The organism is Streptomyces sp. CBMA291 (genome assembly GCF_014596525.1).
Lineage (GTDB): Bacteria > Actinomycetota > Actinomycetes > Streptomycetales > Streptomycetaceae > Streptomyces.
In genome coordinates this window covers 25,402-47,873 of the sequence record NZ_MSJP01000042.1, presented here as the reverse complement: position 1 = coordinate 47,873, position 22,472 = coordinate 25,402, and the positions used below count along the sequence as shown (strand labels likewise).

At 70.3% G+C, this 22,472-nt stretch carries 23 protein-coding genes and 1 pseudogene; 19 read left to right on the top strand and 5 right to left on the bottom strand.

What is annotated here, in order from left to right:
• Positions 1-166 precede the first annotated feature (166 nt).
• The 4 genes from BU197_RS11965 to BU197_RS11950 all read left to right on the top strand — a co-directional run bounded on the left by BU197_RS11965 (position 167) and on the right by BU197_RS11950 (position 3,918).
• Positions 167-544, top strand: coding sequence for a hypothetical protein (locus BU197_RS11965; RefSeq protein ID WP_188268229.1), 378 nt, complete (start codon positions 167-169; stop codon positions 542-544).
• Positions 541-1,932, top strand: coding sequence for a hypothetical protein (locus tag BU197_RS11960; RefSeq protein WP_188268228.1), 1,392 nt, complete (start codon positions 541-543; stop codon positions 1,930-1,932). The genes BU197_RS11965 and BU197_RS11960 overlap by 4 nt, the downstream gene beginning before the upstream one ends.
• On the top strand, positions 1,932-2,252 hold the full coding sequence (locus tag BU197_RS11955) for a hypothetical protein (protein ID WP_188268227.1): 321 nt from the start codon (positions 1,932-1,934) through the stop codon (positions 2,250-2,252). Before BU197_RS11960 ends, BU197_RS11955 begins: the two co-directional genes overlap by 1 nt.
• 424 nt (positions 2,253-2,676) lie before the next feature.
• Positions 2,677-3,918 (top strand): DUF4365 domain-containing protein, encoded by a 1,242-nt coding sequence (locus tag BU197_RS11950; protein WP_188268226.1) that lies wholly within the window; start codon positions 2,677-2,679, stop codon positions 3,916-3,918.
• A gap of 330 nt (positions 3,919-4,248) precedes the next feature.
• Here the strand turns inward: BU197_RS11950 and BU197_RS11945 are convergent, their stop codons facing one another.
• Entirely contained in the window at positions 4,249-4,575 is a 327-nt protein-coding gene (locus BU197_RS11945) for a hypothetical protein (RefSeq protein ID WP_188268225.1), read from the bottom strand.
• A complete protein-coding gene (locus tag BU197_RS11940) occupies positions 4,572-5,789 on the bottom strand; it encodes a Shedu anti-phage system protein SduA domain-containing protein (RefSeq protein WP_188268224.1) in 1,218 nt (405 codons plus the stop codon). The genes BU197_RS11945 and BU197_RS11940 overlap by 4 nt, the downstream gene beginning before the upstream one ends.
• Positions 5,790-6,320: 531 nt before the next feature.
• Here BU197_RS11940 and BU197_RS11935 point away from each other — a divergent pair.
• From BU197_RS11935 to BU197_RS11925, 3 genes are all read left to right on the top strand, one after another.
• Complete coding sequence (locus BU197_RS11935) at positions 6,321-6,986, top strand: hypothetical protein (RefSeq protein WP_188268223.1); 666 nt, start codon at positions 6,321-6,323, stop codon at positions 6,984-6,986.
• A 127-nt stretch (positions 6,987-7,113) separates the two neighbouring features.
• On the top strand, positions 7,114-7,827 hold the full coding sequence (locus BU197_RS11930; protein ID WP_411158477.1) for a PE-PGRS family protein: 714 nt from the start codon (positions 7,114-7,116) through the stop codon (positions 7,825-7,827).
• 106 nt (positions 7,828-7,933) lie between these two features.
• Positions 7,934-8,674 carry a hypothetical protein gene (locus BU197_RS11925; protein WP_188268221.1) on the top strand — a complete coding sequence of 247 codons (741 nt, stop codon included), beginning with the start codon at positions 7,934-7,936 and terminating at the stop codon, positions 8,672-8,674.
• A gap of 20 nt (positions 8,675-8,694) precedes the next feature.
• Here the strand turns inward: BU197_RS11925 and BU197_RS11920 are convergent, their stop codons facing one another.
• Positions 8,695-9,114, bottom strand: a complete 420-nt coding sequence (locus tag BU197_RS11920; RefSeq protein ID WP_188268220.1) for a VOC family protein — start codon at positions 9,112-9,114, stop codon at positions 8,695-8,697.
• Between the two features lie 34 nt (positions 9,115-9,148).
• A complete protein-coding gene (locus BU197_RS11915; RefSeq protein ID WP_188268219.1) occupies positions 9,149-9,799 on the bottom strand; it encodes a CatB-related O-acetyltransferase in 651 nt (216 codons plus the stop codon).
• Positions 9,800-10,423: 624 nt separating this feature from the next.
• Here BU197_RS11915 and cseB point away from each other — a divergent pair.
• The 5 genes from cseB to BU197_RS11890 all read left to right on the top strand — a co-directional run bounded on the left by cseB (position 10,424) and on the right by BU197_RS11890 (position 16,628).
• Positions 10,424-11,089, top strand: a complete 666-nt coding sequence (cseB, locus tag BU197_RS11910) for a two-component system response regulator CseB (protein WP_411158478.1) — start codon at positions 10,424-10,426, stop codon at positions 11,087-11,089.
• Complete coding sequence (locus BU197_RS11905) at positions 11,086-12,381, top strand: HAMP domain-containing sensor histidine kinase (RefSeq protein WP_317452225.1); 1,296 nt, start codon at positions 11,086-11,088, stop codon at positions 12,379-12,381. The genes cseB and BU197_RS11905 overlap by 4 nt, the downstream gene beginning before the upstream one ends.
• A 239-nt stretch (positions 12,382-12,620) precedes the next feature.
• The gene (locus tag BU197_RS11900) at positions 12,621-12,875 is read left to right on the top strand and encodes a hypothetical protein (protein ID WP_188268217.1); all 255 of its coding nucleotides are present in this window, start codon (positions 12,621-12,623) and stop codon (positions 12,873-12,875) included.
• 330 nt (positions 12,876-13,205) lie between these two features.
• On the top strand, positions 13,206-13,979 hold the full coding sequence (locus BU197_RS11895) for an ABC transporter ATP-binding protein (RefSeq protein WP_188268216.1): 774 nt from the start codon (positions 13,206-13,208) through the stop codon (positions 13,977-13,979).
• A 69-nt stretch (positions 13,980-14,048) separates the two neighbouring features.
• A complete protein-coding gene (locus tag BU197_RS11890) occupies positions 14,049-16,628 on the top strand; it encodes an ABC transporter permease (RefSeq protein ID WP_188268215.1) in 2,580 nt (859 codons plus the stop codon).
• A gap of 225 nt (positions 16,629-16,853) precedes the next feature.
• On the opposite strand, the pseudogene BU197_RS31465 reads toward BU197_RS11890, so the two are convergent.
• Positions 16,854-17,177, bottom strand: a pseudogene (locus tag BU197_RS31465) (aldo/keto reductase); the annotation flags it as partial.
• 283 nt (positions 17,178-17,460) lie between these two features.
• Here BU197_RS31465 and BU197_RS11880 point away from each other — a divergent pair.
• The 7 genes from BU197_RS11880 to BU197_RS11850 all read left to right on the top strand — a co-directional run bounded on the left by BU197_RS11880 (position 17,461) and on the right by BU197_RS11850 (position 22,359).
• On the top strand, positions 17,461-17,862 hold the full coding sequence (locus BU197_RS11880) for a WXG100 family type VII secretion target (RefSeq protein ID WP_188268214.1): 402 nt from the start codon (positions 17,461-17,463) through the stop codon (positions 17,860-17,862).
• Between the two features lie 19 nt (positions 17,863-17,881).
• Positions 17,882-18,187 carry a WXG100 family type VII secretion target gene (locus BU197_RS11875; protein ID WP_188268213.1) on the top strand — a complete coding sequence of 102 codons (306 nt, stop codon included), beginning with the start codon at positions 17,882-17,884 and terminating at the stop codon, positions 18,185-18,187.
• Positions 18,187-19,956, top strand: a complete 1,770-nt coding sequence (locus tag BU197_RS11870) for an RNase A-like domain-containing protein (protein ID WP_188268212.1) — start codon at positions 18,187-18,189, stop codon at positions 19,954-19,956. The genes BU197_RS11875 and BU197_RS11870 overlap by 1 nt, the downstream gene beginning before the upstream one ends.
• Before the next feature lie 47 nt (positions 19,957-20,003).
• Positions 20,004-20,564: a hypothetical protein gene (locus BU197_RS11865; protein ID WP_188268211.1), complete on the top strand. Its 561-nt coding sequence runs from the start codon at positions 20,004-20,006 to the stop codon at positions 20,562-20,564.
• Positions 20,565-20,624: 60 nt separating this feature from the next.
• The gene (locus tag BU197_RS11860) at positions 20,625-20,924 is read left to right on the top strand and encodes an RNase A-like domain-containing protein (protein WP_188268210.1); all 300 of its coding nucleotides are present in this window, start codon (positions 20,625-20,627) and stop codon (positions 20,922-20,924) included.
• Positions 20,925-20,937: 13 nt separating this feature from the next.
• Positions 20,938-21,594: a contact-dependent growth inhibition system immunity protein gene (locus tag BU197_RS11855; protein WP_188268209.1), complete on the top strand. Its 657-nt coding sequence runs from the start codon at positions 20,938-20,940 to the stop codon at positions 21,592-21,594.
• A gap of 348 nt (positions 21,595-21,942) precedes the next feature.
• Complete coding sequence (locus BU197_RS11850) at positions 21,943-22,359, top strand: hypothetical protein (RefSeq protein WP_188268208.1); 417 nt, start codon at positions 21,943-21,945, stop codon at positions 22,357-22,359.
• The last annotated feature ends 113 nt before the right edge of the window (positions 22,360-22,472 follow it).

Here is a 22,472-nt window from a genome sequence, read left to right as displayed (position 1 = left end):
GCGCTGCCTGACCGGCAGCAACGGCTCGATCCGCCCCCACAGATCATCCGACACCACCCACGGAGGCCCCTTCCCCTTCCCCATAACCCGCTCAACGAGCAACCGAGGAAGGAGACATGGGTTCAACGAAGCTTTCTGTTAGCTCCTCTTAGGCGGCCCGACCGCCATGCGGCTCAACCAGCTTCCCGTGGATCAGGGCGGTGCCACCACGGGCGGAACGCTCGACTACAACACGGATTCCATCAACGGGAACGCGAACCTGCTGATCGAGATCGCGGGCTTCCTCCACGAAGGCAGGCCTGACGGTGATCTCGGAACCATGGCGCGCGCCCCGAGATCCCCTGCCGAAGTCGCCGCTCGAGTAGAGCGTTTCGGTCGGTTCGCCAACGATCAGTTCCTGGACACGGTCGCGCTTCTCGCCGCGCTCGCCACCCGTCTCAAGACCACTGGGACCGACTTCGTCGCCGTGGACGACGCCCATACCCGTCGCTTCCTCGACAACGTCCTGAGCGATGGCCAGTACGTGGCCCCGGGGGCGAAGTGACCGGCCTGAGCTACCGCAAGGACGTCGAGTTCCTCGAAGGCTGCAACCCCGCCCTCGTCGAGCGGAACGCCGACGAGTTCAAGCGCCTCCACGACATGCTGGTCGAGGTCGACGCACCGACCGAGCGCGCGGAGAAGCGGACGCACTGGCACAGCGAAGGCAGTCAGCACTACGTGTCTCGGCTCGCCGAGGCACGCAAACTCATGCAGCACATCGCCGAGGGCTACGGGCACGCAGCCGGCGCCCTGCGAAGCTATGCGTGGGCGCTGGAGACGGCCAAGAGTCACTACTCGGACGGCAAGGCCAACGAGCGCAGCCTTGCCGCCCTTATCGGCACCAAGGGCACCGCGATCACACGTGCGGCACAGGACGCCGAACCCATGCGCCAATGGGAGGACATGCGAGCCACCACAGGTGTCCTCGACTTCCTCGCCGAACTCACCATGGACGTCGACGACATCCGGGAAGAGGCGAATAGGCTCCACGATGCGGCGGGGGGCGCGTTCCACCTCGCTCGGACGACCGAGAAGGAAGCCCGTGACCTGTGCGTCCATGGACTGAAGCGGGCGTACGAGCTACTGCCCGAATTCCGCATGGGCTCCGTCCAGCGCGTGGACATCGTGGCGGCCATCGCGTCCCTGAGGAGCGAGGCCACGGAGGCCAGCGGCAATCCCCTCACACACCTGCCCGGTAGCCCACCGAAGCAGGACTACGCCGGAGGGATCGGCACCACCCCGGTCTCGCCGATACTTCACGACATCCGGACGCGGTTGTCCGCGCTGCCGGACGCAGAGGACAGCTACTGGAGTCCACCGTCGTCGAGCCAGGACCGGAAGGACTGGATCAGCGCGAACAAGGAGATCATTCAAGCCGCAGCGAAGAACTCCGGATTGCCGGCGGACGTGGTCGCCGGGATCGCTTGGCAGGAGATCGGTGGACAGCCCGGCATTCTCGACGACCTCACGGACACGATCCGCGAGCAGGCCGACGCGCCCTGGGGGCTGAGCCCGGTCGCCCCGGAGAACCTCCCGTGGCGCCTCGGCGGAACCCCGGACGAAACGTCCTTCGGCCCCATCGCCATCCAGGTGCGCCGCGGAGCCGAAGTGCTCGGCTACGACCCCCAGAACATGACCGAACAGCAGCGAGCCATCGTGGAGGAGTCCCTCCAGGACCCGGGGCAGAACATCTTCATCGCGGCGGAGTACCTGGCCCAGCTCAAGGCCGAGAGCGAGTTCGCCGACGTTCCCCCCGAGCAGATGACGCCCGAGCAGCGCCAGGAACTGGCGGCACGGTACAACGGTGGACCGTACTGGCAGGGCGATGACGCCCAGGCCTACGGACGGGCCTTCACCAGGAACCTCGACGAAGCCAAGGGAGCTCTCCAGTGATGTCCGATCGGCCCGACGCCGCTGGGGCGGCCGGTGATGACGGCTGCCTGCGGTGGGTCATGGCGGTCCCGCTGGTGCTCCTCCACGCCATCGCCGCATGGTTCGTGTACACGGCTCTCACGATCCGGCCCGCAGGCAGCTGGGACGACGAAGCACAGGCCGGGATCGAGTTGTCCTGTGTCCTCGCCATCGCCGCGAGCGGACTCGCCCTGCTGATCACTCTGCTTCCGTCGATCCGTCGCGCCATGGGCCCCTGGTGGCTCGCTCCACCGCTCCTCCTGGGCGCGGTCGCGACCGTCCGGTGGGCAGTCGGGGTGTGAGGACGGGGTCCGCGTCTCGTGCCCCAAGCGTGCCCTTCAGGATGGACAACAGCGGTCGACACGGGTGCCCAAGAGCTTGTGGGATGAGCGCCACCAGAGCATGTTCCCGCAGGTCAGAAGCGGGATGATCGAGCTGGGCGGCGGTGATTCCCAAGCTTATAGCGCTGGTTCGATTCCCGTCATCCGCTCTTCTACGAAGCCCCAGGTCAGGGACCTGGGCCTTCGTCGTTGTCCAGACCTCTCTAGGCGCGTTGCACCACCTCCGCACCGCGATCCCCCCTGCCCGCAGGCTGACATCGCTACCCCAGCGGCTCGACTGCCCACCCAGCCCCGGGGTGCGATGTCAGATGGGTGATGCAAGGTGACCGATGGCGGTGCCAGCACGGTCCGCCAGAGCAGACGAGAATCCTCTGGAGAGAGTGACATGCCGAAGATCCCCAAAGGGCGGCGCGTGGGGCAGGCCGCAGTGAACGCGCTGCGCACGCTGCTTGAGGAGCATGATCACATCGTTCAGGAGATATCAGGGCAGAACGACTTCGGCGAGGATCTCTACGTCACCTTCACCGATGAGGGCGCCATCACGAGCGACACGATCAAGGTTCAGGTTAAGGGCGGGGAAAGCTGGCGCCGAGGAAACGGCTACGCAGTACCTGTCGACCGACACGGAGACACCTGGGCAGAGGGGAACATCCCTGTCTACTGCGTGGTGTACGACCCCGACACCAAGAACCTGTACTGGGCGAACGCCACCCAACAACTACGCCGCTTCGGCCTCTTCAATCCCCCCCGCTTCATCGGCATCAGCCCCAACGCGGTGCTGAACGACAGCACCATGGACTCCTTCATAGCCCAGGCGCGCCGCTATGTCGGGCGCTACCGGGGTCGACAGGCTTTCCTCACCCACCTCGGGGAAATGTCCGGAACGGAATTTGACCCAGCAGATCACGTCCAGCACTTCGTCAACGGCGATGACGATGACCTCATTTTCTGGAAGCGTCCGGGTGACAGGCTGGCGACGCTGCTGCTCAGCGCTCGGGATTGGGAGCCGGCCTGGGTCACCCTGGAGTCGCTGATGCGCTCCGAGATCCCGATACCAGAGGAATTGAGCAACAGCGAGCCGGACCTCGATCTGTGGACCGCAGAGGAGCTGGAGTTGAACCGGTCCGAGACTATGTGGGTGGCTGCGTGCTTCATGTCCGCCCGGCAGGCTGACCAGGGTCCAGAGGATGGCCTCGTCGAACGCGCCGAGTGCAGTGGGTGCCCCAGTTGCACCGGAGAGGAACCCGAGGAGCACGGCAGGATCGAAGCCGACGTCATCCACACATACGTGCTCGATCGCATTCTCGACCGCATCGAAGCCGAACCAGACCTCATGCAACGCTCGATCCAGGCGATGCGAGAGGAGCTCGATCTGGAACCGGGCCTGGTCGCCGAACTCGGCTTCCTCGAAACCGAGCCGCGTGTCGTCCGCCAGGTGAACAGGCTCAGCAGGGCTACCACCGAGTCAGTGGAGGACATCGAGCCGGAGGCGTACCGGCTGGCCGTCCTCTACCTCATCCATACCATCTACGTTGGCGGCCCTTCACTTCCTCTCGAAGAACAGGTCCGAATCGTCTGGCGTATCCCCGAATCGACGACCTCCATGTCGCGGGAAGGTGCCCAATAGCCCACACCTGCTCTGCCAAGCAGAGGGCACATCCAGAGGCCTTGCTATGGGCATGCACGCCTGACGTCGATGCCAGAGGCCACACTGAGACCACGTCCGTGCCACAAGCTGCCAGTTGGAGCGGTTAACAGCGGTCACCAGCAGCCCCGGGAAGACGGCACCCACCTTGCCGTAACCAACCGTTTCCGCAGGTCAGCTGCTGAATGAAGACTCGAGCGCCGGGTGATTCCCAAGCTTATAGCGCGGGTTCGATTCCCGTCATCCGCTCTTCTACAAAGCCTCAGGTCAGGGACCTGGGGCTTTGTTGTTGTCCATTCTCCGAGCGACGCGTCAGCCGCGCTTCTGACGCAGGTGGCGGGAGGCAGCAAGGCATGAGGACAGCCATGTCGCCTCATTGCGATCGACGATCAGGTCGCCGACGGTGATCACTCCGCCCATCACGCTGCCGACCCGTACTGAGTGGTCGCCGACGCGAAACATCTGCCAGTCGGCGTCGCTGTGCCAAAACCGGGCGGTCTTCTCTCCCCGGCGCTGGGCAAAGACGAGCTCTTCTCCGTGCTCGTTGAGGAAGTAGCCGACGTAGTCCTTGCCTGTAATCACGCCACCGCACAGGCGGGCGAGGAGTTGTTCGATCCCAGGTCGGTTGTCTTCGGTCATGCCGTGGGCTCCTCGGTCAGGTCCTGATTCTGCTGCGCCGATGCGAGGGCCAGCATCCGGGCTGCTGACTCCAGCAGGGTCTCGTACGTGATCACTTCAATGCGTGCCGTGTGTGTGTTGTAGGTGCGGAGTGTCTCCGCGATGTCCTGGGGGGTGATGCCCCCACTGACAAATCGCGGGTGCCCGATCACAACCGTTGCCGAGGCTCTACGGGTATCGACTCCATGGTCCGCGAGGATGGCCTTGCGGTTCTCGTCCATGGTGCGGAGGTAGTTCTGCGCCTGCGACACCGCGTGGTGGGCCGCGGCACCCAACATGAGGTGGCCGCTGCGGCGAATCACCAGATCCTTGATGTTGGCACGCTTGAGTTCCACCACGTGAAGAGACCCATCACCACGCAGAAGCGGGATATCCAGAATCGCGTCTTCGGTGTACTGCCGACGTGCCAGTTCTGCCACATAGGCACCGCCGAAGATCCATTCCTGATTCTTCAGACGGGCGTGAAGGGCGCTCTCCGAACTCGTATCGTCCTCCACCACAGCACGCAGAGCGTCGAGACCCGCTCGCCGGGCCTTCAGCTCCAGCAACTGAGCGAGCAACCCCGCGTCGGCATCCGCGAGGAAGTCGCCCACCATCCGCGCTGCCTCGGTCGAGGCCGGTCGCGGCAGGTTCCTCAGGACCAGCTCCATGTGCCCGTACTGCTGGAGTCGCCTCCTCTCTCGAGTGGGCAGCCGAATCCCACCCTCCCCTGTACCGAGGCCCAAGTGGTCCACGGACAGGGCTATACCGCGAAAGAGGTCCCGTGCATCGGCCACCGTCGCCTCGGGGTTGTCCTTGGAGAGGGCGTCCAGAACAGCCACCGCTCGATCGGCGCCCATGGCCACCAGCCTGCGCATGCCTTCCTCGCTACGATGCCGAGCATCCTCGTCGTAGTAGTTCTCCAGGATTTCAAGGAACAGTTCGCCGCCGGCGTATGCGGCGAAGCGCTGGAACCGCTGCGCAAGAGCGAAGTTTCCGATCAGGAGCGATTCTTGGGCAACGTCTTCCAAGGCGTTCACCAACGGCCTGCCCTTGCCGTACCCGGTCCCGCCGAAGGCAGGACCCATGACGCTCAGCACTGCGTCGATGCGCTCCCGCACGCTCGGGTGCTCAGTGAGCTCCCGAGCCCCGCTGACCATCTGCCAGAGCGTGAAACCGGAACGGAATGTCGTCATGCGGTGACCTTAGGGGGAGGCACTGAAAACGGCGCCGGGTTGAGTAGATCGTGGCCGGACCGGCTCGAACAATCGAATCTCCGCAGGGTGGGGCCCTCCGCACTCCGCGCCCCAACCATGTCCCTGGGAGCGGTGAACAGCAGCCCCAGGTCCAAGACCTGAGGTTCCGCTGTTGTCCCGATCTGATGTCTCGCCCCGGCAGGAGGTGGTCACCGAGGCACCCGCGCGGCACCCAAGAGGGCGTGCCGCTACGTGCCACTAGAGACGGTGAACAGCAGTCAGCCGAGGACAGGACGAAGCGGCTCAGCCGCAGCCAGCGCAGAACGCTCGCGCAGGTGAGAGGCCATAAGTGGGCCCAAGTGCCGGGTGATTCCCAAGCTTGCAGCGCAGGTTCGATTCCCGTCATCCGCCTGGCTCGGCCGGTCCGGCGACGAAGCCGTCTTCCGTACCCTCCCTCACCCTCTCGGCCCCGGCCCGGGACGCGCTCTCGTCGCCTTCCCCCACCCCCGGCCGTCTCACTAGCGTGTACCCATGGACGAGTTCACCTGGGTGGGGGTGCGGGACCGGGTGCTCCGGCTTGCCGAACACCCGGAAGCCGGCGAGGTCTTCGGTGTGCTGGGGCATGGCTTTCGCCTTGGGACGGTCATGGACGAGGCGCAGCTCCGGGCGCTGGAAGCGGACCTGGGCGTCGGTCTGCCCGCGCAGTACCGCGGCTTTCTCCTACAGGTCGGAGCAGGTGGGGCCGGCCCCCACTACGGTCTGGTGACACCGTCCTTGGGCGACGACGGGTGGCAGTGGCGTGGCATCGGGCTCGCGCTCTCCACCCAGCCGACCACCGCCGAATACGCCGGACGGCCCTTCAAGGCTGAGGCGTTGCGGGACGATTTCGACGCGTTCGGCGCTCAGGAGCCCGAGGCGGAATCCTTCGCGACCGACGAGGAGTTCTTTCACGCCCACACCGCCTGGATGGCGCGCTACGAGGAGCTGCACGACGCGCAGGGAGCGGGCGCGGTGTTCCTCAGCGAGCAGGGATGCGGCTATACGTCGCTGCTGGTGATGACGGGCCCGTATCGAGGTGCCATCTGGGAGGATCTACGACCGATGGACCGGGGCATCGAGCCGACCGGGCACGACTTCGCGCACTGGTACCGAAGCTGGCTTGAGCGTACCGAGCGACAACTCGGTGTCCTGGGATAGCGGTCCCTTCAGGCTCAGCCGACCGCCCCCCGACCTCGCCCTTCCCCAGCTTGTGGCGCAAGTTCGCGATTCCCGCCGTCCGCCCACGGGCCGAGGCCGATCCCCAAGGAAACCACCCCCGGGCACAATGGGCGTCGTGGACGAGACCGAGAGCCGACCGCAGCCCCCGACGCCCGTGGATCTGGGGGCGGCGGTCGCCGTGCTCGCGCAGTTCCTCGACCAGCAGCCACTGACGGCGGCGATCGCCGCCCTGGAGCACCGGCTTCACGGGGCCGACGCCCGGCACGCGGCTGTCGCCGCCGCTGATGGTGGTGTCGGCGCCGAGCTTCTCGTCTCCGCGCTCACCGTCCGCGAAAGCCTCGGGCGGCTCAATGACCTCATCCATGCCGCAGGGATCATGCTCACCGTCCCTCATGTGCTCGATGAAGGCGAGACGATCGTCAAGCGGCCTTCCCTGGGAGCGGGCAACGACCCGAGTCGGCCGTACGATCTCGAAACCGACCAGCGGGTGGCGGAGTTCAAACTCGCCCGGTGGCGTGGCGCAGACGCCGCCCGCAAGCGCCAGACCTTCAAGGACCTGGCGATGCTCGCTGCCGACCGCTCCGGTCGGCAGGCCGATCTCTACGTCGTCGGCCCCGAACCCATCCGCTTTCTGCGCTCCAGCAACTCCACCGCCGCCTGGGCCCTTGACCGTTCACCCGGGGCGCTACGCACCTTCCACAGCGCCTTCGGGTCACCGGACGTCCCGATCCACGAGTTCACGGCCACGCACGCCCGGCACGTCCGCATCACCGACCTGCGCGGCATCCTCCCTCCGGCGGTCACGAGCCTGCTCCAGTGACATCCCGGGCCGGACGCTCCGCGGATCCCCGTCGATCTCCGCGGATCCCCGCCCGTCTCCTCAATCGCCCCCTGCAAGGCACGCCCCGTGGCTAGCGTGGGGTCCCATGACCGATGCCACGCCCTCCGGGGTGGACCTCGTGACGCGGCTGGACCGTCTGGAGTTACGTTTCCACTCGTCCGCCCCCCTCGTCGCGTCCGGCGCTCACGGCGATCCCGCGCGGCTCGACTGGAACTGCCGCGCCGTCCTGCCCCTGCGGGAACCGGGCGACGAGGAGGCCCTGGCGGAGAACGCGCGGCTGCTGGCCCCCGGTGTCTCGCTGGGCCTGTCGTCCCGGGGTGCGTACCAGGAGCTGACGATCCTCGACATGTCCGGCCTCACGCTGGACCTGTGGCGCATCGACGGCATCCTCGAATCGCTGGACTCGCGCGACGCGGGCTACGAGCACTTCGCCCCGCTCTTCGAGCAGACCGGTGAACTCGGTCTGCACCCCGAGCTGGAGGAAAGCCTCGTCAACGGCGACCAGGTCGTCATCATCGACCAGGTCCGGATCGCCCCCGCGTGGCGGGGACTCGGCGGCGTCGGCCGGTTGTTGATCGGCCACCTGCTCCGCTGGGTGGCCGGTCAGGCGGCGATCGTCGCGACCCATCCCTACCCGATCGACCTCCCGGACGGCGACCGGGACGACGCCGCGCGGGAGGCCCGGGAGAAGGCCGTCGTCCAACGCACCTGGCAGTCCCTGGGGTTCACGCCCTTCCGCGAGGACCTGTGGGTGATGCGCCCGCACGCGCGCGATCACGACGATGCCGTCGAGCGTCTGGAGACCGCGTTCGCCCCGTACCTCTGAATCCTCGTACTGTCGAGAACCTATCCTCGTGATTCTCCCGCCTCCCGTCTCTCCGGTGCCAGCGTGCGCAGTACGTCGAACTCGTTGCCCTCCGGGTCGGCCATCACCACCCAGCTGCGGCCGGGGCCCTGGCCCACGTCCACTCGGGTGGCGCCCAGGGCGAGCAGGCGGGTCACCTCGCCCTCGGTGCTGTCGTCGATCGGGCTGACGTCGAGGTGCAGCCGGTTCTTCACTGTCTTGCCCTCGGGCACCCGGAGGAAGACCAGGGTGGGGGCCGACTGGCGGGCCCGTACGTCCTCCACCGTCGGCGTCCACGAGCCGATCTCCACCGCGTCCTCCGACCGGTCGATCACCGTGAAGCCCAGCACCTCGCACCAGAACGCCGCGAGCCGCTCGGGGTCGTGGCAGTCGACGGCCAGTTCGGTCCATCTGCTTGTCATATCGCTCCTTGGGAGGGAAAACGGTGGAAGGCTTCTACGCCCGCGCCGGGGCCGCCTTCTCCAGGTCGTCGACGCTGCCGGACATCAGGGTGCGGACATGGGCGGTGATGTGCTCGGCGGGCCAGTCCCACCAGGCCACCGCGAGGAGCCGGGCGATGTCCCCGTCCGCGTACCGGGTACGGATGAGCCGGGCCGGGTTGCCGCCGACGACGCCGTAGTCCGGGACGTCCGAGACGACCACGGCGCCCGTCGCGACGATCGCGCCGTGGCCGATGCGCACGCCGGGCATCACCGTGACACCGTGGCCGAACCACACATCGTTGCCGACGACGGTGTCACCGCGCACCGGCAGCCCCGTCAGCAGGTCGAAGTGATCGGCCCACGAACCGCCCAGAATGGGGAAGGGGAAGGTCGAAGGGCCGTCCATACGGTGGTTGGCACCGTTCATGACGAACCGCACGCCCGTGCCCAGCGCGCAGAACTTCCCGATGACCAGCTTCTCCGGCCCGTAGTGGTAGAGCACATTGCGCGTCTCGAACGCGGTCGGATCATCCGGGTCGTCGTAGTACGAGTACTCCCCGACCTCGATCAACGGCGAGGTGACCAGCGGCTTCAGCTGGACCACCCGGGGCTGGCCGGGCATGGGGTGCAGCATGGTCGGGTCGGCGGGGACCAGTGGACTCATCTCTATGCCTCCTCGGACTCATCCGTGTTTTCTCTTCGACGTACGAGATCCCTGTACGGGGGCCCGCTCGGGTGGTCCTTGGCCTCTGTCCTCCGACCCGGGGCCAGGCTCGGGTCAGCCTGGACGCGAGCGGGCACTGTCGACAAGCGCTTTTCCTGGCCACCCCGTGTATCCACCCCGTGTATCCATCGCGTGTCGGGCAGCGCTCGGGACCGTATCGGAGGGGAGCCGGGAGGGCGGGCCGTGCGGGACTTTCGGGGGAGGGCGCACCTGGTCTCATCTGGTCTCACCTGGGGTTTCTCTTGGGTTCGAGGGTGGCGGCGGCGGTTTCCCGGGGTGGCGGCGGCACGGAGGGGTGTCCGCTCTCTGCCGTATTGTTCCGGTCGTGGCGTGGCCGCGCCCGCGACCGGTGTACGGGGGCCAGGGTCCTCCGCCCCCCTCGCACGAACAGGAGCCGCCCTCTTGTCCTCGCCCGACTCCCCCGAGCCCCCCACCCCATCCGGATCAACCGGCTCAACCGGCCCATCCGCCTCAACCACCCCGACCGGCTCGGCCGATTCCTCCGCCTCCCCCGCCTCCACCGCCTCCACCGCGCGCGTGCTCCTCGTCGAGGACGACGATCTGATGCGCCGGTCCTTCGCCGTCGCCCTGGAGCGTTACGGCTACGAGGTGCGGGTCGCCGCCGACGGGCTCGCCGGGCTCGAAGCCTTCCGTGAGCACCCCTTCGACCTGCTGATCCTCGACGTGATGCTGCCCGGACTCGACGGGATCGGGCTGTGCCGCCGGGTCCGGGAGACCAGCCTGATCCCCGTACTGATGATGTCGGCCCGGGGCGACGGGCTCGATGTCGTCGCGGGTCTTGAGGCGGGCGCCGACGACTACGTCGTCAAGCCGGTGGAGACGTACGTCCTGGTGGCCCGGATGCGTTCGCTGCTGCGGCGCGCCACGTACGCGCCCGCCGCCCGGGGTGGTCAGGCCACCGGCGGGGACCGGCCCGGCGACCAGGACGTGCTGGAGTTCGGGGACCTGCGGATCGACACCGCCGGTATGGAGGTCTTCGTCGCGGGCCACCCGGTCGCCCTCACCCCGACCGAACTCAAGCTCCTCCTGGAGTTCGCCGCCCACCCCGGCGTCGTCCTGGAACGCCACACCCTGCTGCGGGACGTCTGGGAGTACGGCTGGGACGGCGACAGCCGCGTCGTCGACCTGTGCGTCCAGCGGCTGCGCCGGAAACTGGGCCGCGACCGGATCGAGACGGTCCGGGGCTTCGGATACAAGCTCCGGCGGTGACCGTGCCCGCCACCCGTCGGCCCCGGCCCCGGCCGCCCCGGCCTTCGCCCCCGCGCCGGCCCCGCCGCACCTCGCTGCGCTGGAAGATCGCCGCGCTCGCCGCCGCCACCGCCCTGCTCGTGGTCGCGGCGGTCGGCGTCCTCGTCCATCTGTGGACCGCGCACGACATCCGCTGGCGCGGCGAGGCACGGGCGTTCAACACCGTGTACGCGGCCATGGACGTCTACCGGCGCACCGGTGTCCTCACCGACGGCGCCCTCCTCGATCCCGACGACCTGCCCGCCGCCCTGCGCGACCCGGCCGACGCCGCCCGGCACACCGCCTACGATCCGCACGTCGAGGGAAACGTGGGGCCGAGCGCCTGGGCCGCCCAGCGGACCGGCGGACCCGGCAGCCCCGTCCTCGCCGTGCAGATCAACCTCGGCCCCGACCACGCCAACCTCTCCCGGCTCGACGCGGCCATGGTCGTCGCCTCGCTCCTCGCGCTCGCGGCGGCCACCCCCCTGGCCGTGTACGGCGCCGGGCTCCTCGCCCGCCGACTCGGCCACGTCGCCGAGACGGCGGCCCGGATCTCCGCCGGGGACCTCGACGCCCGCTCGGGGCCCACCAAGGGCGACGACGAGGTCGCGGACATCGCCGCCACCGTCGACCGGATGGCCGACACCCTCGCCCAGCGACTGCGCACCGAGCGCCGGTTCACCGCCGACGTGGCACATGAACTCCGCACCCCCGTCGGCGGGTTGCTGGCCGCCACCGACCTCCTGCCGCACGGGGAGACCGAGGACCTGCTGCGGGCCCGGATCCGCGACCTGCGCGCCCTCGTCGAGGACCTCCTGGAGATCTCCCGGCTCGACGCGGGCGCCGAACAGCCGGTCCACGCCCGGGTCCCGCTCGCCGCCGTGGTGACCGACGCCGTGGCCCGTACGGGGTTCGAGGCGGAAGTCGTCGACGTCACCGGCCAGGGCCCGACGCGGACCGTGGAGACCGACCCCCGCCGCCTGGAGCGGATCATCGGCAATCTCGTCGTCAACGCCCACCGGCACGGCGGCGCCCCCGTCCGGGTCACCGTCGACGGGCGGACGGTCGTCGTCCGCGACCACGGCCCCGGCTTCCCCGCCGACCTCCTCGCGCACGGCCCGCGCCGCTTCCACACCGGCGCCCGGGAACGCGGTACGGGCCACGGCCTCGGACTCACCATCGCCTTCGGCCAGGCCCGCGTCCTCGGCGCCGACCTCCGGCTGTCCAACGCACCGGACGGCGGCGCCGTCGCCACCCTGCGGCTGCCCGGCTGAGGTGAGGGGGGCGGATCCGTCGTCCGGTCGGTACACGGTGGACGGTGGAGGTCGGAGGTCGGAGGTCGGAGGGCCGTGCACGGTGGACGGTGGAGGTCGGAGGGCGGTACACGGTGGAGGTCGGTACACAGTGGAGCGGCCCCCGATACACCGTGGCCCAGGCCCCGATACGTTCCTCCGGCACTCTTCGACGTACACCCGGAGCGCACCCTGAGCGCACCCGAACCGAGGAGGTCACCATGAACCCGACCGACCGCACGGCCCCCGCGAGCCGCACGCGGACCGTCTTCCTCCAAGCCGTCCGGGGCATCGGCGGGCTCACCGCCCTCGTGTCCCTGCTGCTGATCGTCGGCGCCCTCACCGCGAACACGGCGGCGGGCGAATCGGGCCAGCCCGCCGGGGTGCTCGGCGTCATCGGCCTGTTCCTCGGCGGAACGCTGCTGGCTGTCGGCGTACTCACCCGCCTCGTCCTCGGCCAGGCCGACCGCCGGTAGGGCCCGCCGTGAGAGCCCACGGTCCCGGCCGGTAGGGCCCGCCGTGAGAACCCGGCGCCCCGCCGGCAGGGCCCGCCGCCCCCGCCCGTAACAGCCGGACGCACGCGCCCCTCCTGCCTCCAGGGCCTCCCCCACTTGGGGAGGCCCTTCTCGCGCACCCCGTCTCCCCACCCCCGTACCCCCACATCCCCACCCCCACATCCCCGCCCCCCTCTCCCCCGTCGCACGACCGGTACACACCCGAGCGGGCGTCGATACGTGGTCGCCCAGGTGCCGATACGTTCCCCCGGCACGCTGCTCGTGCGCTTTCCGTACGAGCAGAGGAGCACCATGTCCGCCGACCTTCTGTCGCCGCCCCCGATGACCGGCATCGCGGCCGCCACCACCGACCTGTCCAAGGTCTACGGCGAGGGCGACACCCGGGTCGTCGCCCTGGACCGGGTCGACATCGCCTTCCGGGAAGGCGAGTTCACCGCGATCATGGGCCCCTCCGGCTGCGGCAAGTCGACCCTGATGCACTGCGCCGCCGGGCTCGACTCGCCCACCTCCGGCTCCGTACGCATCGGCACCACCGAACTCGGCGGCCTCAGGGACCGACAGCTCACCCAACTGCGCAGGGACCGCGTCGGGTTCATCTTCCAGGCGTTCAACCTGCTGCCGACGCTCACCGCCCTGGAGAACATCACCCTGCCGCTGGACATCGCCGGGCGCCGCCCCGACCGGGAGTGGCTGGACCGCGTCGTCTCCATGGTCGGCCTCGCCGGGCGTCTGGACCACCGGCCCGCGCAGCTCTCCGGCGGCCAGCAGCAGCGCGTCGCCGTCGCCCGCGCCCTGGCCTCCCGCCCGGCGATCGTCTTCGGCGACGAGCCCACCGGCAACCTCGACTCGCGCGCGGGCGCCGAAGTCCTCGGCTTCCTGCGGGACTCGGTGCGCGCACTGGGCCAGACCGTCGTCATGGTCACCCACGACCCCGTCGCCGCCGGATACGCCGACCGCGTGGTGTTCCTGTCGGACGGACGCCTCGTCGAGGAGATGGCCCGCCCCACCCCGGACCGCGTCCTCGACCTGATGAAGAGCCTGGGAGCGCGGTCCCACGACGGCTGAGCCGCCCGTCCCGGCCGCCGCGCCCCGTATCCCGCCCCGGACACTCCCCCAAGGCCCTGGAAGACCCCCATGCTGAGAACAACCCTGCGCAACCTCCTGGCCCACAAGGCCCGGCTGGTCATGACCGTGCTCGCCGTCTGTCTGGGGGTCGCGTTCGTCAGCGGCACCCTCGTCTTCGCGGACACCACCGCCGCCGCCCAGCGCGCCGCCTCGTCGAAGAGCTTCGCCGGGATCGCCGTCACCGTCACCGAGAAGGCACCCGAGCCCGGCGCCCAGGACGGGCCGCCGGTGAGCGTGCTCGACGACGCGCTCGCCGCGAAGCTGGCCCGGGTGCCCGGCGTCGCCGCCGTACGCCCCTCGGTCGACGGCTCGGCGACCCTGAACGCGGCCGACGGCACCCCGCTGCGCGCCGGGCACGCCTGGTCGAACCTGGCCGCCGCGTACGTACCCGGCGAGAACGGCAAGGACGGCGAGGACGGCGAGGACGGTCGCCATCCGCTGGCGGAAGGCCGCGCCCCCACCCGCGCGGGCGAGATCGCCGTCGACACCGGTACCGCCGAAGCGGGCGGGCTCCACATCGGCGACACCGTCACGCTGGCCACGGACGGCCCGGTCATGACCGCGCGGCTCGTCGGCCTCGTGACCACCGAGGACACCCGGGTCACGGCGGGCGGCACCCTCGTCCTCTTCGACAAGGCGACCGCGCAGAAGCTGTTCTCGACCCCCGGCCACTACACCGGCATCGACCTGTCCGCCACGCCCGGCACCGGCGCGCACACACTCGCCGACCGGGTCACGGCCGTCCTCCCCGCCGACCGCGCCGAGGCCACCACGGGCCAGGCGCAGGCCGCCCAGCAGGCCGTCCTCGTCGACACCCTGACCCGGGGCTACCAGAAGATCCCGATGGTCTTCGCCGGAGTCTCCCTCTTCATCGGCTCCTTCCTCATCGTCAACACCTTCACCATGGCGGTGGCCCGCCGGAGCCGCGAGACGGCCCTGCTGCGGGCGATCGGCGCCACGCGCCGCCAGATCTCCCGCTCGGTGCTCCTGGAAGCGTCCGTGGTCGGCCTCATCGCGTCGGCGGTCGGGTTCCTCCTCGGTCTCGGCATCGCGGCGGCCCTTCCCCACGTCCTCGGCACCGACGGGAACACGCTGCCCACCGGCCCCCTGGAGATCGGCCCGCGCTCGGTCGCGGCGGCGCTCGGCGTGGGCGTCGGCGTCACCGTCCTCGCCGCCTGGCTGCCCTCGCGGCGGGCCGCGCGGACCGCGCCCGTGGAGGCGATGCGTACGGCCGAACAGCCGCCCGCCGCCCAGCGGTTCCGGCTGCGGGGCGCCGTCGGTCTCGGGCTCCTCGTGCTCGGCGTGGCCTGGCTGGTCTCGCTCAGCGACGCGAAGGACGCCTCCGAGGAGAACCTGCGGAACGCCCTGACCGGCTGCGGTCTGCTCGTCGCCGCCCTGATCGCGCTCGCGCCGCTGCTCGCGCCGCCGGTGATCCGGCTGTCCGGACGGCTGACCGGCCGCCTCGGCGTCACCGGCCGCCTCGCCCGCGAGAACGCCCTGCGCGACCCGCGCCGCACCGCCGCCACCGCCGCCACCCTGCTCCTCAGCACCGGCCTCGTCACCGGGCTCGCGGTCATCGGGACCTCCACCGGTCAGGCACTCGACCGGCAGGCGGCGGCCGGTCTCGGCGCGGACTACGTCGTCGGCACCCGCTCCACCATGACGGGCATCGACCCCGACGCCGTACGCCGCCTCGCCGGGACCGAGGGGGTGCGGACCGCCACGGCGATCACGGACTCCACCGTCTTCACCGGCGCGGGCGTACGACAGATCTCCGGCGTCGACCCCGCCACCGTCCGCGACACCATGAAGCTCGACTTCGTCTCCGGCTCCGTCGAGGGCCTGGCCCCCGGCCGGATCGCCCTCTCCAGCTCCCTCGCGCGGGAGCACGGAGTGACGACCGGCGGGCTGCTCGACGTAAGCCTGGGCCGCGCAGGCGAGTTGGCCAAGTACGAGATCATCGGCGTCTACCAGGACAACCCGGTCGCCCGCGACGCCCTCGGCGACCGCACCGAGGTCGCGGAACACAGCTTCCTGCCCGGCTCGGTCCAGCGCGTCCTGCTGCGCACCGACGGCACGACGAGCAAGGCCCTGGAGACCCGGCTGCGCACCGCCGTGGGCGAGAACCCGCTGCTCACGGTGCAGGACCGCGACCAACTCGTCCGGGAAGCCGCGGGCACCATGGGCGACCTGCTGAACGTGATGTACGGGATGCTCGGCATCGGTGTCGTCATCAGCGGGCTCGGCATCGTCAACACCCTCGCCATGTCGGTCGCCGAACGCACCCGGGAGATCGGCGTCCTGCGCGCACTCGGCATGGACCGCTCCGGCGTCCGCCGCATGATCCGCCTGGAGGCCCTGACGGTCGCGGGCTTCGGCACCCTCCTCGGCCTGGCGGACGGCCTGTTCGGCGCCTGGGCGGTCGGCTCCCTCGCCAACGGCGCGATCGACCAGTACACCCTGGTCCTCCCCTGGGGAACCCTCCTCCTCGTCTGCCTCCTCTCCCTCGCCATCGGCACCCTCGCCGCCGCCGTCCCGGCCCGCCGGGCGGCATCCCTGAGCCCGCTGGAGGCGGTCGCGGTCGTGTGAAGGAGCCGGGACCGAGGCCCCCGACCGGCGATCCGCCGTGCCACACCGTGCCGGTAGAGGCGGTCGACGGCGGTCGACACGGGTTCGCCCGGGCCGTCCACCACATCCCGCCCGACGGACGTGTCCGCAGGCCGTAGCCCATCCATCGGGCCTCTTGAATCGATGAAGCCCCAGGTCGGCGACCTGGGGCTTCATCGACGCCGACGGCGCGGCGGCGATCGAGGAGGTGCCGGGGATCGCGGGGACCACCGGTGACCGGGCCATCGTCCAGGCGGGTTCGACCTGGGCCGGGGTGGCTCCGTGCCGGGCTGCGATCCGGGCGAGCGGTTCGGCCGACTCGGGGCGGCCCAAGGGTTCCAGGGAGAAGAAGGGCACGAACGCGATGCCCTGCCGGGAGCAGGCGTCGAGGACGTCCGGGTCCCGGCGGTGGAAGAGGCCGTACATGTTCTGCCCCGCCGCCACCGGAGCGATCCACTGCGCCCGGGCGAGTCGGCCGGTGGTGGTGTCGCTGAGGCCCAGGTGCCGGATGTCCCCGATCCTCGGGACCACGCGCAGCGGAGGCGAACAACTGGCAGCTCGGTGCCATGGCGACGAGAGGCACCGTGACGCCGCTGGGCACGGCCGAGCCGGTACGGCGCGCGGGCGCCCTCGGCGAGCGGGTGAGGCCCGGCGGGCGCCGCCGGGCCGTCCGGCGGTGCTGCCGCGGGCCCTTCGATCCGCCGCATCCCGGCTGTCTCGCAGCCCCGCGCCCCGATCGGCATCGGTCGCGCCCTAGGGTGGACAGCCGCACGCGGGTACGCGCGGGCGAAGGCACGGCGAGCGGGGGCTCAGGATGCGGAACGCCGATCTGGACGTCTCGGGGGACGACCTCGGCAGGCTGGCCGGCGACCTCGACGCCATGCAGCGCCATCTGGAGCGGCAGACCCGCCGTATGGACGAGGTCGTCGACAGGATCGCCGCCGGCTGGCAGGGGCCCACCGCCACCGCGTACCGCTCCCTGCACCGCGGTGTCGCCGAGGACGCCGTGCGCATCCGGCAGGTGATGGTCCTCCTCGAAGCGGCCGTGCGTGCCTCGCGCGACGGCTTCACCGAGCAGGAACTCGACACCCTGGCCCGGATCCGGCGGATGCAGGAGAGCGAGGACGTCTCCGCCGCGGCCCGAGCCCTCACCGCGCCCGACCGGGCCGCCGGAGCGGACGCCGACCAGCCACAGAGCCGCATTCTGGACATCTGAACCACGGGGGAACAGCACCATGCCGGACGAAGACCGCATCACCGTCGACTTCGCCACCCTGCAACGCCTTTCGGGAGACCTGGAGGACATCCTCCGCGTCCTCAACGAGAAGCTGGACGGTCTGTACGGGCGGGCCGCCAAGGTCGTCCTCGGCTGGGACGGCGAGGCCCGTGAGGCCTTCATCGACGAGCTGGACAAGTGGAGCCGCTCCGCCGGTGACCTGAAGGCCAGTCAGGCCTGGCTCCACGAGGTCGTGACCAAGGGGCACCTCAACTACGCCGCGGCCAACAGGTCCGTGCTCGAAGGCTGGGGAGGCGGCGCCTGATGGCCGGCCCGTCCACCGCCGCCCAGTCGCCGGGCGGCAGCGGCACCATCGACGTCAAGCCGAGCGACCTCTGGTCGGTCTCCGGGCGGGTCGCCGCGCAACAGGACTTCCTGGTGCGCGGGGCCCACAAGCTCCTGTCGGAGCTGCGCGAGTACCCCGACGCCGGAGGCGCCGGCACCGAGGCCCGGAAGTTCGCCCAGGCGTACAAGAAGATCGGCGACCGCTGGCTGGAGGTCTGGGGCAAGTCCGTGGTCAGCGTCGGCGGTGTCGCCGTCGGATTCACCGAGACGGCCAACGCCTACACCCGGGCGGACGCGGCGGCCAACCCCAAGCCCGGGGTCGCCCCCGAGCAGCGCCCCCGCCCCGCGGTCATCGACACGGCCCCGAAGTTCGGCTCGACACCCGACATCAAGTGGGGTGACGACGACGGCGGCGACGACATCCTGCGCGGTGCGATGGAACTCATTCCCGAGATCGTCCGGGACGTCCTCCAGCCGCTGTGCAAGCACGTGTTCCGGGTCGGCAGGGTGGCGGACGTCCACCCCTTCCCGCAGCAGCACTACCTCAACTCGCTGTGCCACAGCTGGATGAACGTCTCCATCTGCGCGTCCTTGGGGGCGGACCAGCTCACCCAGGCCGTCGGCGCCATCACCAACCACCAGCAGGCCGACTGGGAGGCCGCCATGCGGACCTTCTGTAGCGCCCTCTGGGGCGGGACCGCGTGGGGAAAGCAGCGGGACGGCTACCAGTGGGGGCAGACCGCGAACTCCGGACCGGGCACGCCCCGTCTTCCCACGGGCAGCGAGCCCGTCCTGGCCGTACTCAAGGACACGGCCGACGGCATCGCCACCATCCTCCGCGAGTACGCCGAAGCCGCCGTCGACCTGAACCACGACGTCGCGGAGGAACTCAAGCGCGCCATGCTGAAGGCCGCCAAGGAGATCATCGAGGACCTGGAGAAGCCCAAGAACCCCAAGGACCTCCTCGGCAAGGTCACCTCGGTCATCGGCAAGGGCGCGGGCCTGCTCCTGTCGTTCGACGTCAAGACCGTGCTCAACATCGACACGGCCAGACTGAACCGGATCGTCAACACGTACACGGGCATCCTGGACGGGCTGACCACCCGCGTGGAGGCGCTGAAGGGACCGCTGGACGAGGCGTACCTGAGCGCTCCCAAGTTCGAGGCCGGCGTCGCCCGTGCGCACGGCTTCGGCACGCGGGCCCTGGAGGAGTTCAAGGACTCGCAGGTCTGGCTGAGGATCGACTCGAACGGCGACTACGACCTGAACCTCGCCGCCAACGAGTACATGGGGGACGGCCACACCCTGGACAAGCACGTCGGCAAGACGGACGAGCAGCTCGCCCAGCGCCTGCGCGACCAGCAGTCGGGCGGTCCGACGGCGGCCTGGCCGCACGGCAAGCCGATGCCCAGCGGCTCTTCCGCCTTCCCCGACTACCAGCGGGCGGAGGAACTGACCGAGTACAACCTCAACAAGAACAAGGCGGACATCCAGGCATGGATCACGGGCCCGCCTCCGCCGTCCGACGGCGACGTCAAGTCGTTCTACGGGACGGCGCCCCCCGGCGAGACCAGCGGCCGCAGCGTGAGCAAGCAGCCGGTGGACCCGAACGACCCGCTGTCCGGGTACAAGCAGGGCGGTATCAACGCCAAGGCGTACGACGTGACCGGCATCGACACGCGGATCAGGTACGACAGTAACCGCACCCCGCCGTTCACCGTCATGACGTCGATGCCCTCCAAGTCCTAGGGCGTGACCCGCCCTGGGCCCCGCCCGCCGAGAAAGGCCAGCACCACATGTCCGTCGACCAGACCTCCTGGGAAGCCGCGGTACGCCACCTGTACGAGGACGCGTACCCCTACGACGCCACCGGCCCGCGTCGCCACGAGAACTGGGTCCTCGACGTCCTCGCGCTGATGGCCCGGGCGGTCCCGGATCCGCGGGGCTGGGCCGGTCTCGACGAGGCCGCACGGGCCCCGGAGCGCGAGGAGTTCCCCGCGTACCCCTTCGCCGTCCATCCCCCGGAGTACGTCGCGCGTCGCCTCAAGGAGATCGACCGGAAGAGTGCCGAGAACCTGCTCCTGGCCCTCACCGACGACCGCTGCACCCTGTCCAGCCTGAGGCGCTTCACGGAGAGCGAGGAGGAACTGCGGAACATGGCACGGACGATCCTCGCGCGTTACGGGGACGACGCCACCTTCCACACCAACGTCGGCAGGGGCGACACCCCCGGCGCGCTCGACTTCACCGCGGAGGGCTTCGCGTACAGCCCGCTGAGCGTCCACTCGGAGGACTGCGGCCTGGTCGTCGTCTCCGACACCGAAGTGGGCGTGTTCTGGAACTTCTCCGACTACTGATCCGGCTGCCGTCGGCCCGTACAAGCACAGCACCCGACCAGGTGCTTCGAGAGGAGCCCCGTGCTCACCCGTTCCGCTTCCTATCCCGACCGGGAGACCGCCCGGTGGGCCACCCAGCAGGTGGTGACCGCCAACGAGCAGGCCATCCACCGCTGGCTCGCGCAGGGCACCCGGGCCCGTCTCGCCATCGAGGCCGCCTGGCCCTCCCGCGAGGAACCCGTGGGCCGGGTCCAGCTCGAAGGCGACCTCCTGGCCGGGCACGGACCCGTCGACGTCCGCGCGGCGCGCGTGGTGCTGCGCCGAGAGCCGTCGAACCCGCACGGCTTCGTCGTCCACACGACCGTTCCGTTCTACCTGTAGAGGCCGCCCGCACATGTCCACGAAGCCCCTCGAACACGACCGCAGGTACGGCGAGCTGGACCAGGTGATGCGCGCGTACCTGGGGCAGCCGGCCGACGACACCCCGGAGCGGCGCAGCCGGGCCCTCGACGCCTACCTCCGGCACACCTGGCACACCCGCCCCTCGGCCATCGCGGAGGCGGAGCGCCAGCTGCGCGAGTACAGCCGCAACCCCCCGGGGCCCATCCGGCGGGAGCTGGGCGAGTTCTACGCCGTCCCGGACACCGGGATGCCCCAGTCGGAGATCGGTGGCTGGCTGACGGTACTGGCCGATCGGCTGAAGGCGAGCATCGAGGAGGGCGACGTCCCGGAGCCCGCGTCCCCGCAGACGCGCTGGGAGTGGCACGCGCGCTTTCCCGAGACCGCGCAACTGCTCGGCGGCTGGTTCTCGCAGGACATCGTCGACGAGTTCCCCGACCACGACGCCGCCGTCGCCGACTACGCCGCCACCACCCACCGCCAGCTGGTCGCACGCCTCGTGGGCGAGCTCCACGAACTGCTCGCCCTCCCCCTGGACGAGGCCGACTACGCCCTGGCCGCCGCCGAACTCGGCATGGAGGTCGGCCCGCCCGAACCGTTCTCCTACGGCGCCTGGTTCCAGTCGGTGGCGACGACGCTGTCCGACGTCTGACCCGCTCGCGGACTCCGGCTCCCGGCCCCTTCCACGCGGAGAACGGGCGGCTGCCGGCCCCCATGCCCGGCCGGGCATGGGGTGCAGCACGGCCGGGCCGGCGGGGACCAGCGGACTCAGCTGTCTCTCCTCGGGTTCGTCCCCGTGCTCTCGGGCTCGGCCGTCTCTCCTGGGGCCGGCCCGCGCCTTCTCCGCTCCCCGCGCGGGGCACAGCCCGGACGCGTACGGGCGCTGTCGACAACCGCTTTCCCGGGCCGTCGGCGCGCCCCGAGCCCGTCGGACCCCTGTGGCGTTCCCCCCTGCGGCCCTAGGGTGTTGCCCGTAGGACACCGACCCAGGGAGCCCCGCATGGACCCGATCACGGTAGCTGCCCTCACCGCCCTGGCCGGCAGTGTCGCCGGGGACTTCGGGCATCAGGCGTGGCAGGGGCTCACCGCCCTGGTGCGGCGGCCGTTTCGGCGGGGAGCGGCGGGGGACGGGGAAGTCGTCGGCGTCAGTTCGGGTGAGCTGGAGGTCGCCGAGCTGGAGAGCGACCCGGCCGATCCGCTGCGTGCCCAGGCCCTCGCGACCGCCCTCGGCGTACGGGCCGCCCTGGACGGGGAGTTCCGTGCCTCGCTGGAGGAGTGGTGGCGGGACACCCAGAGCGGTACGCCCGACGCCGAGGTGCACAACAGCATCAGCGGCGGAACCCAGTACGGTCCTGTCATCCAGGGCCGTGACTTCTCGGGTCTCACCTTCGACACGTCCAAGGACGAGGGGCACTGACGGCCGGGTCCGTCCTCCCCCCTCCTTCTCTTCCCCTCCTCCCCTTTCCCTTCCTCTCGTCGGGCGTTCCGAGTCCCCGCGCGTGACCATCACCGCGCGGCGCGTCGGCCCGT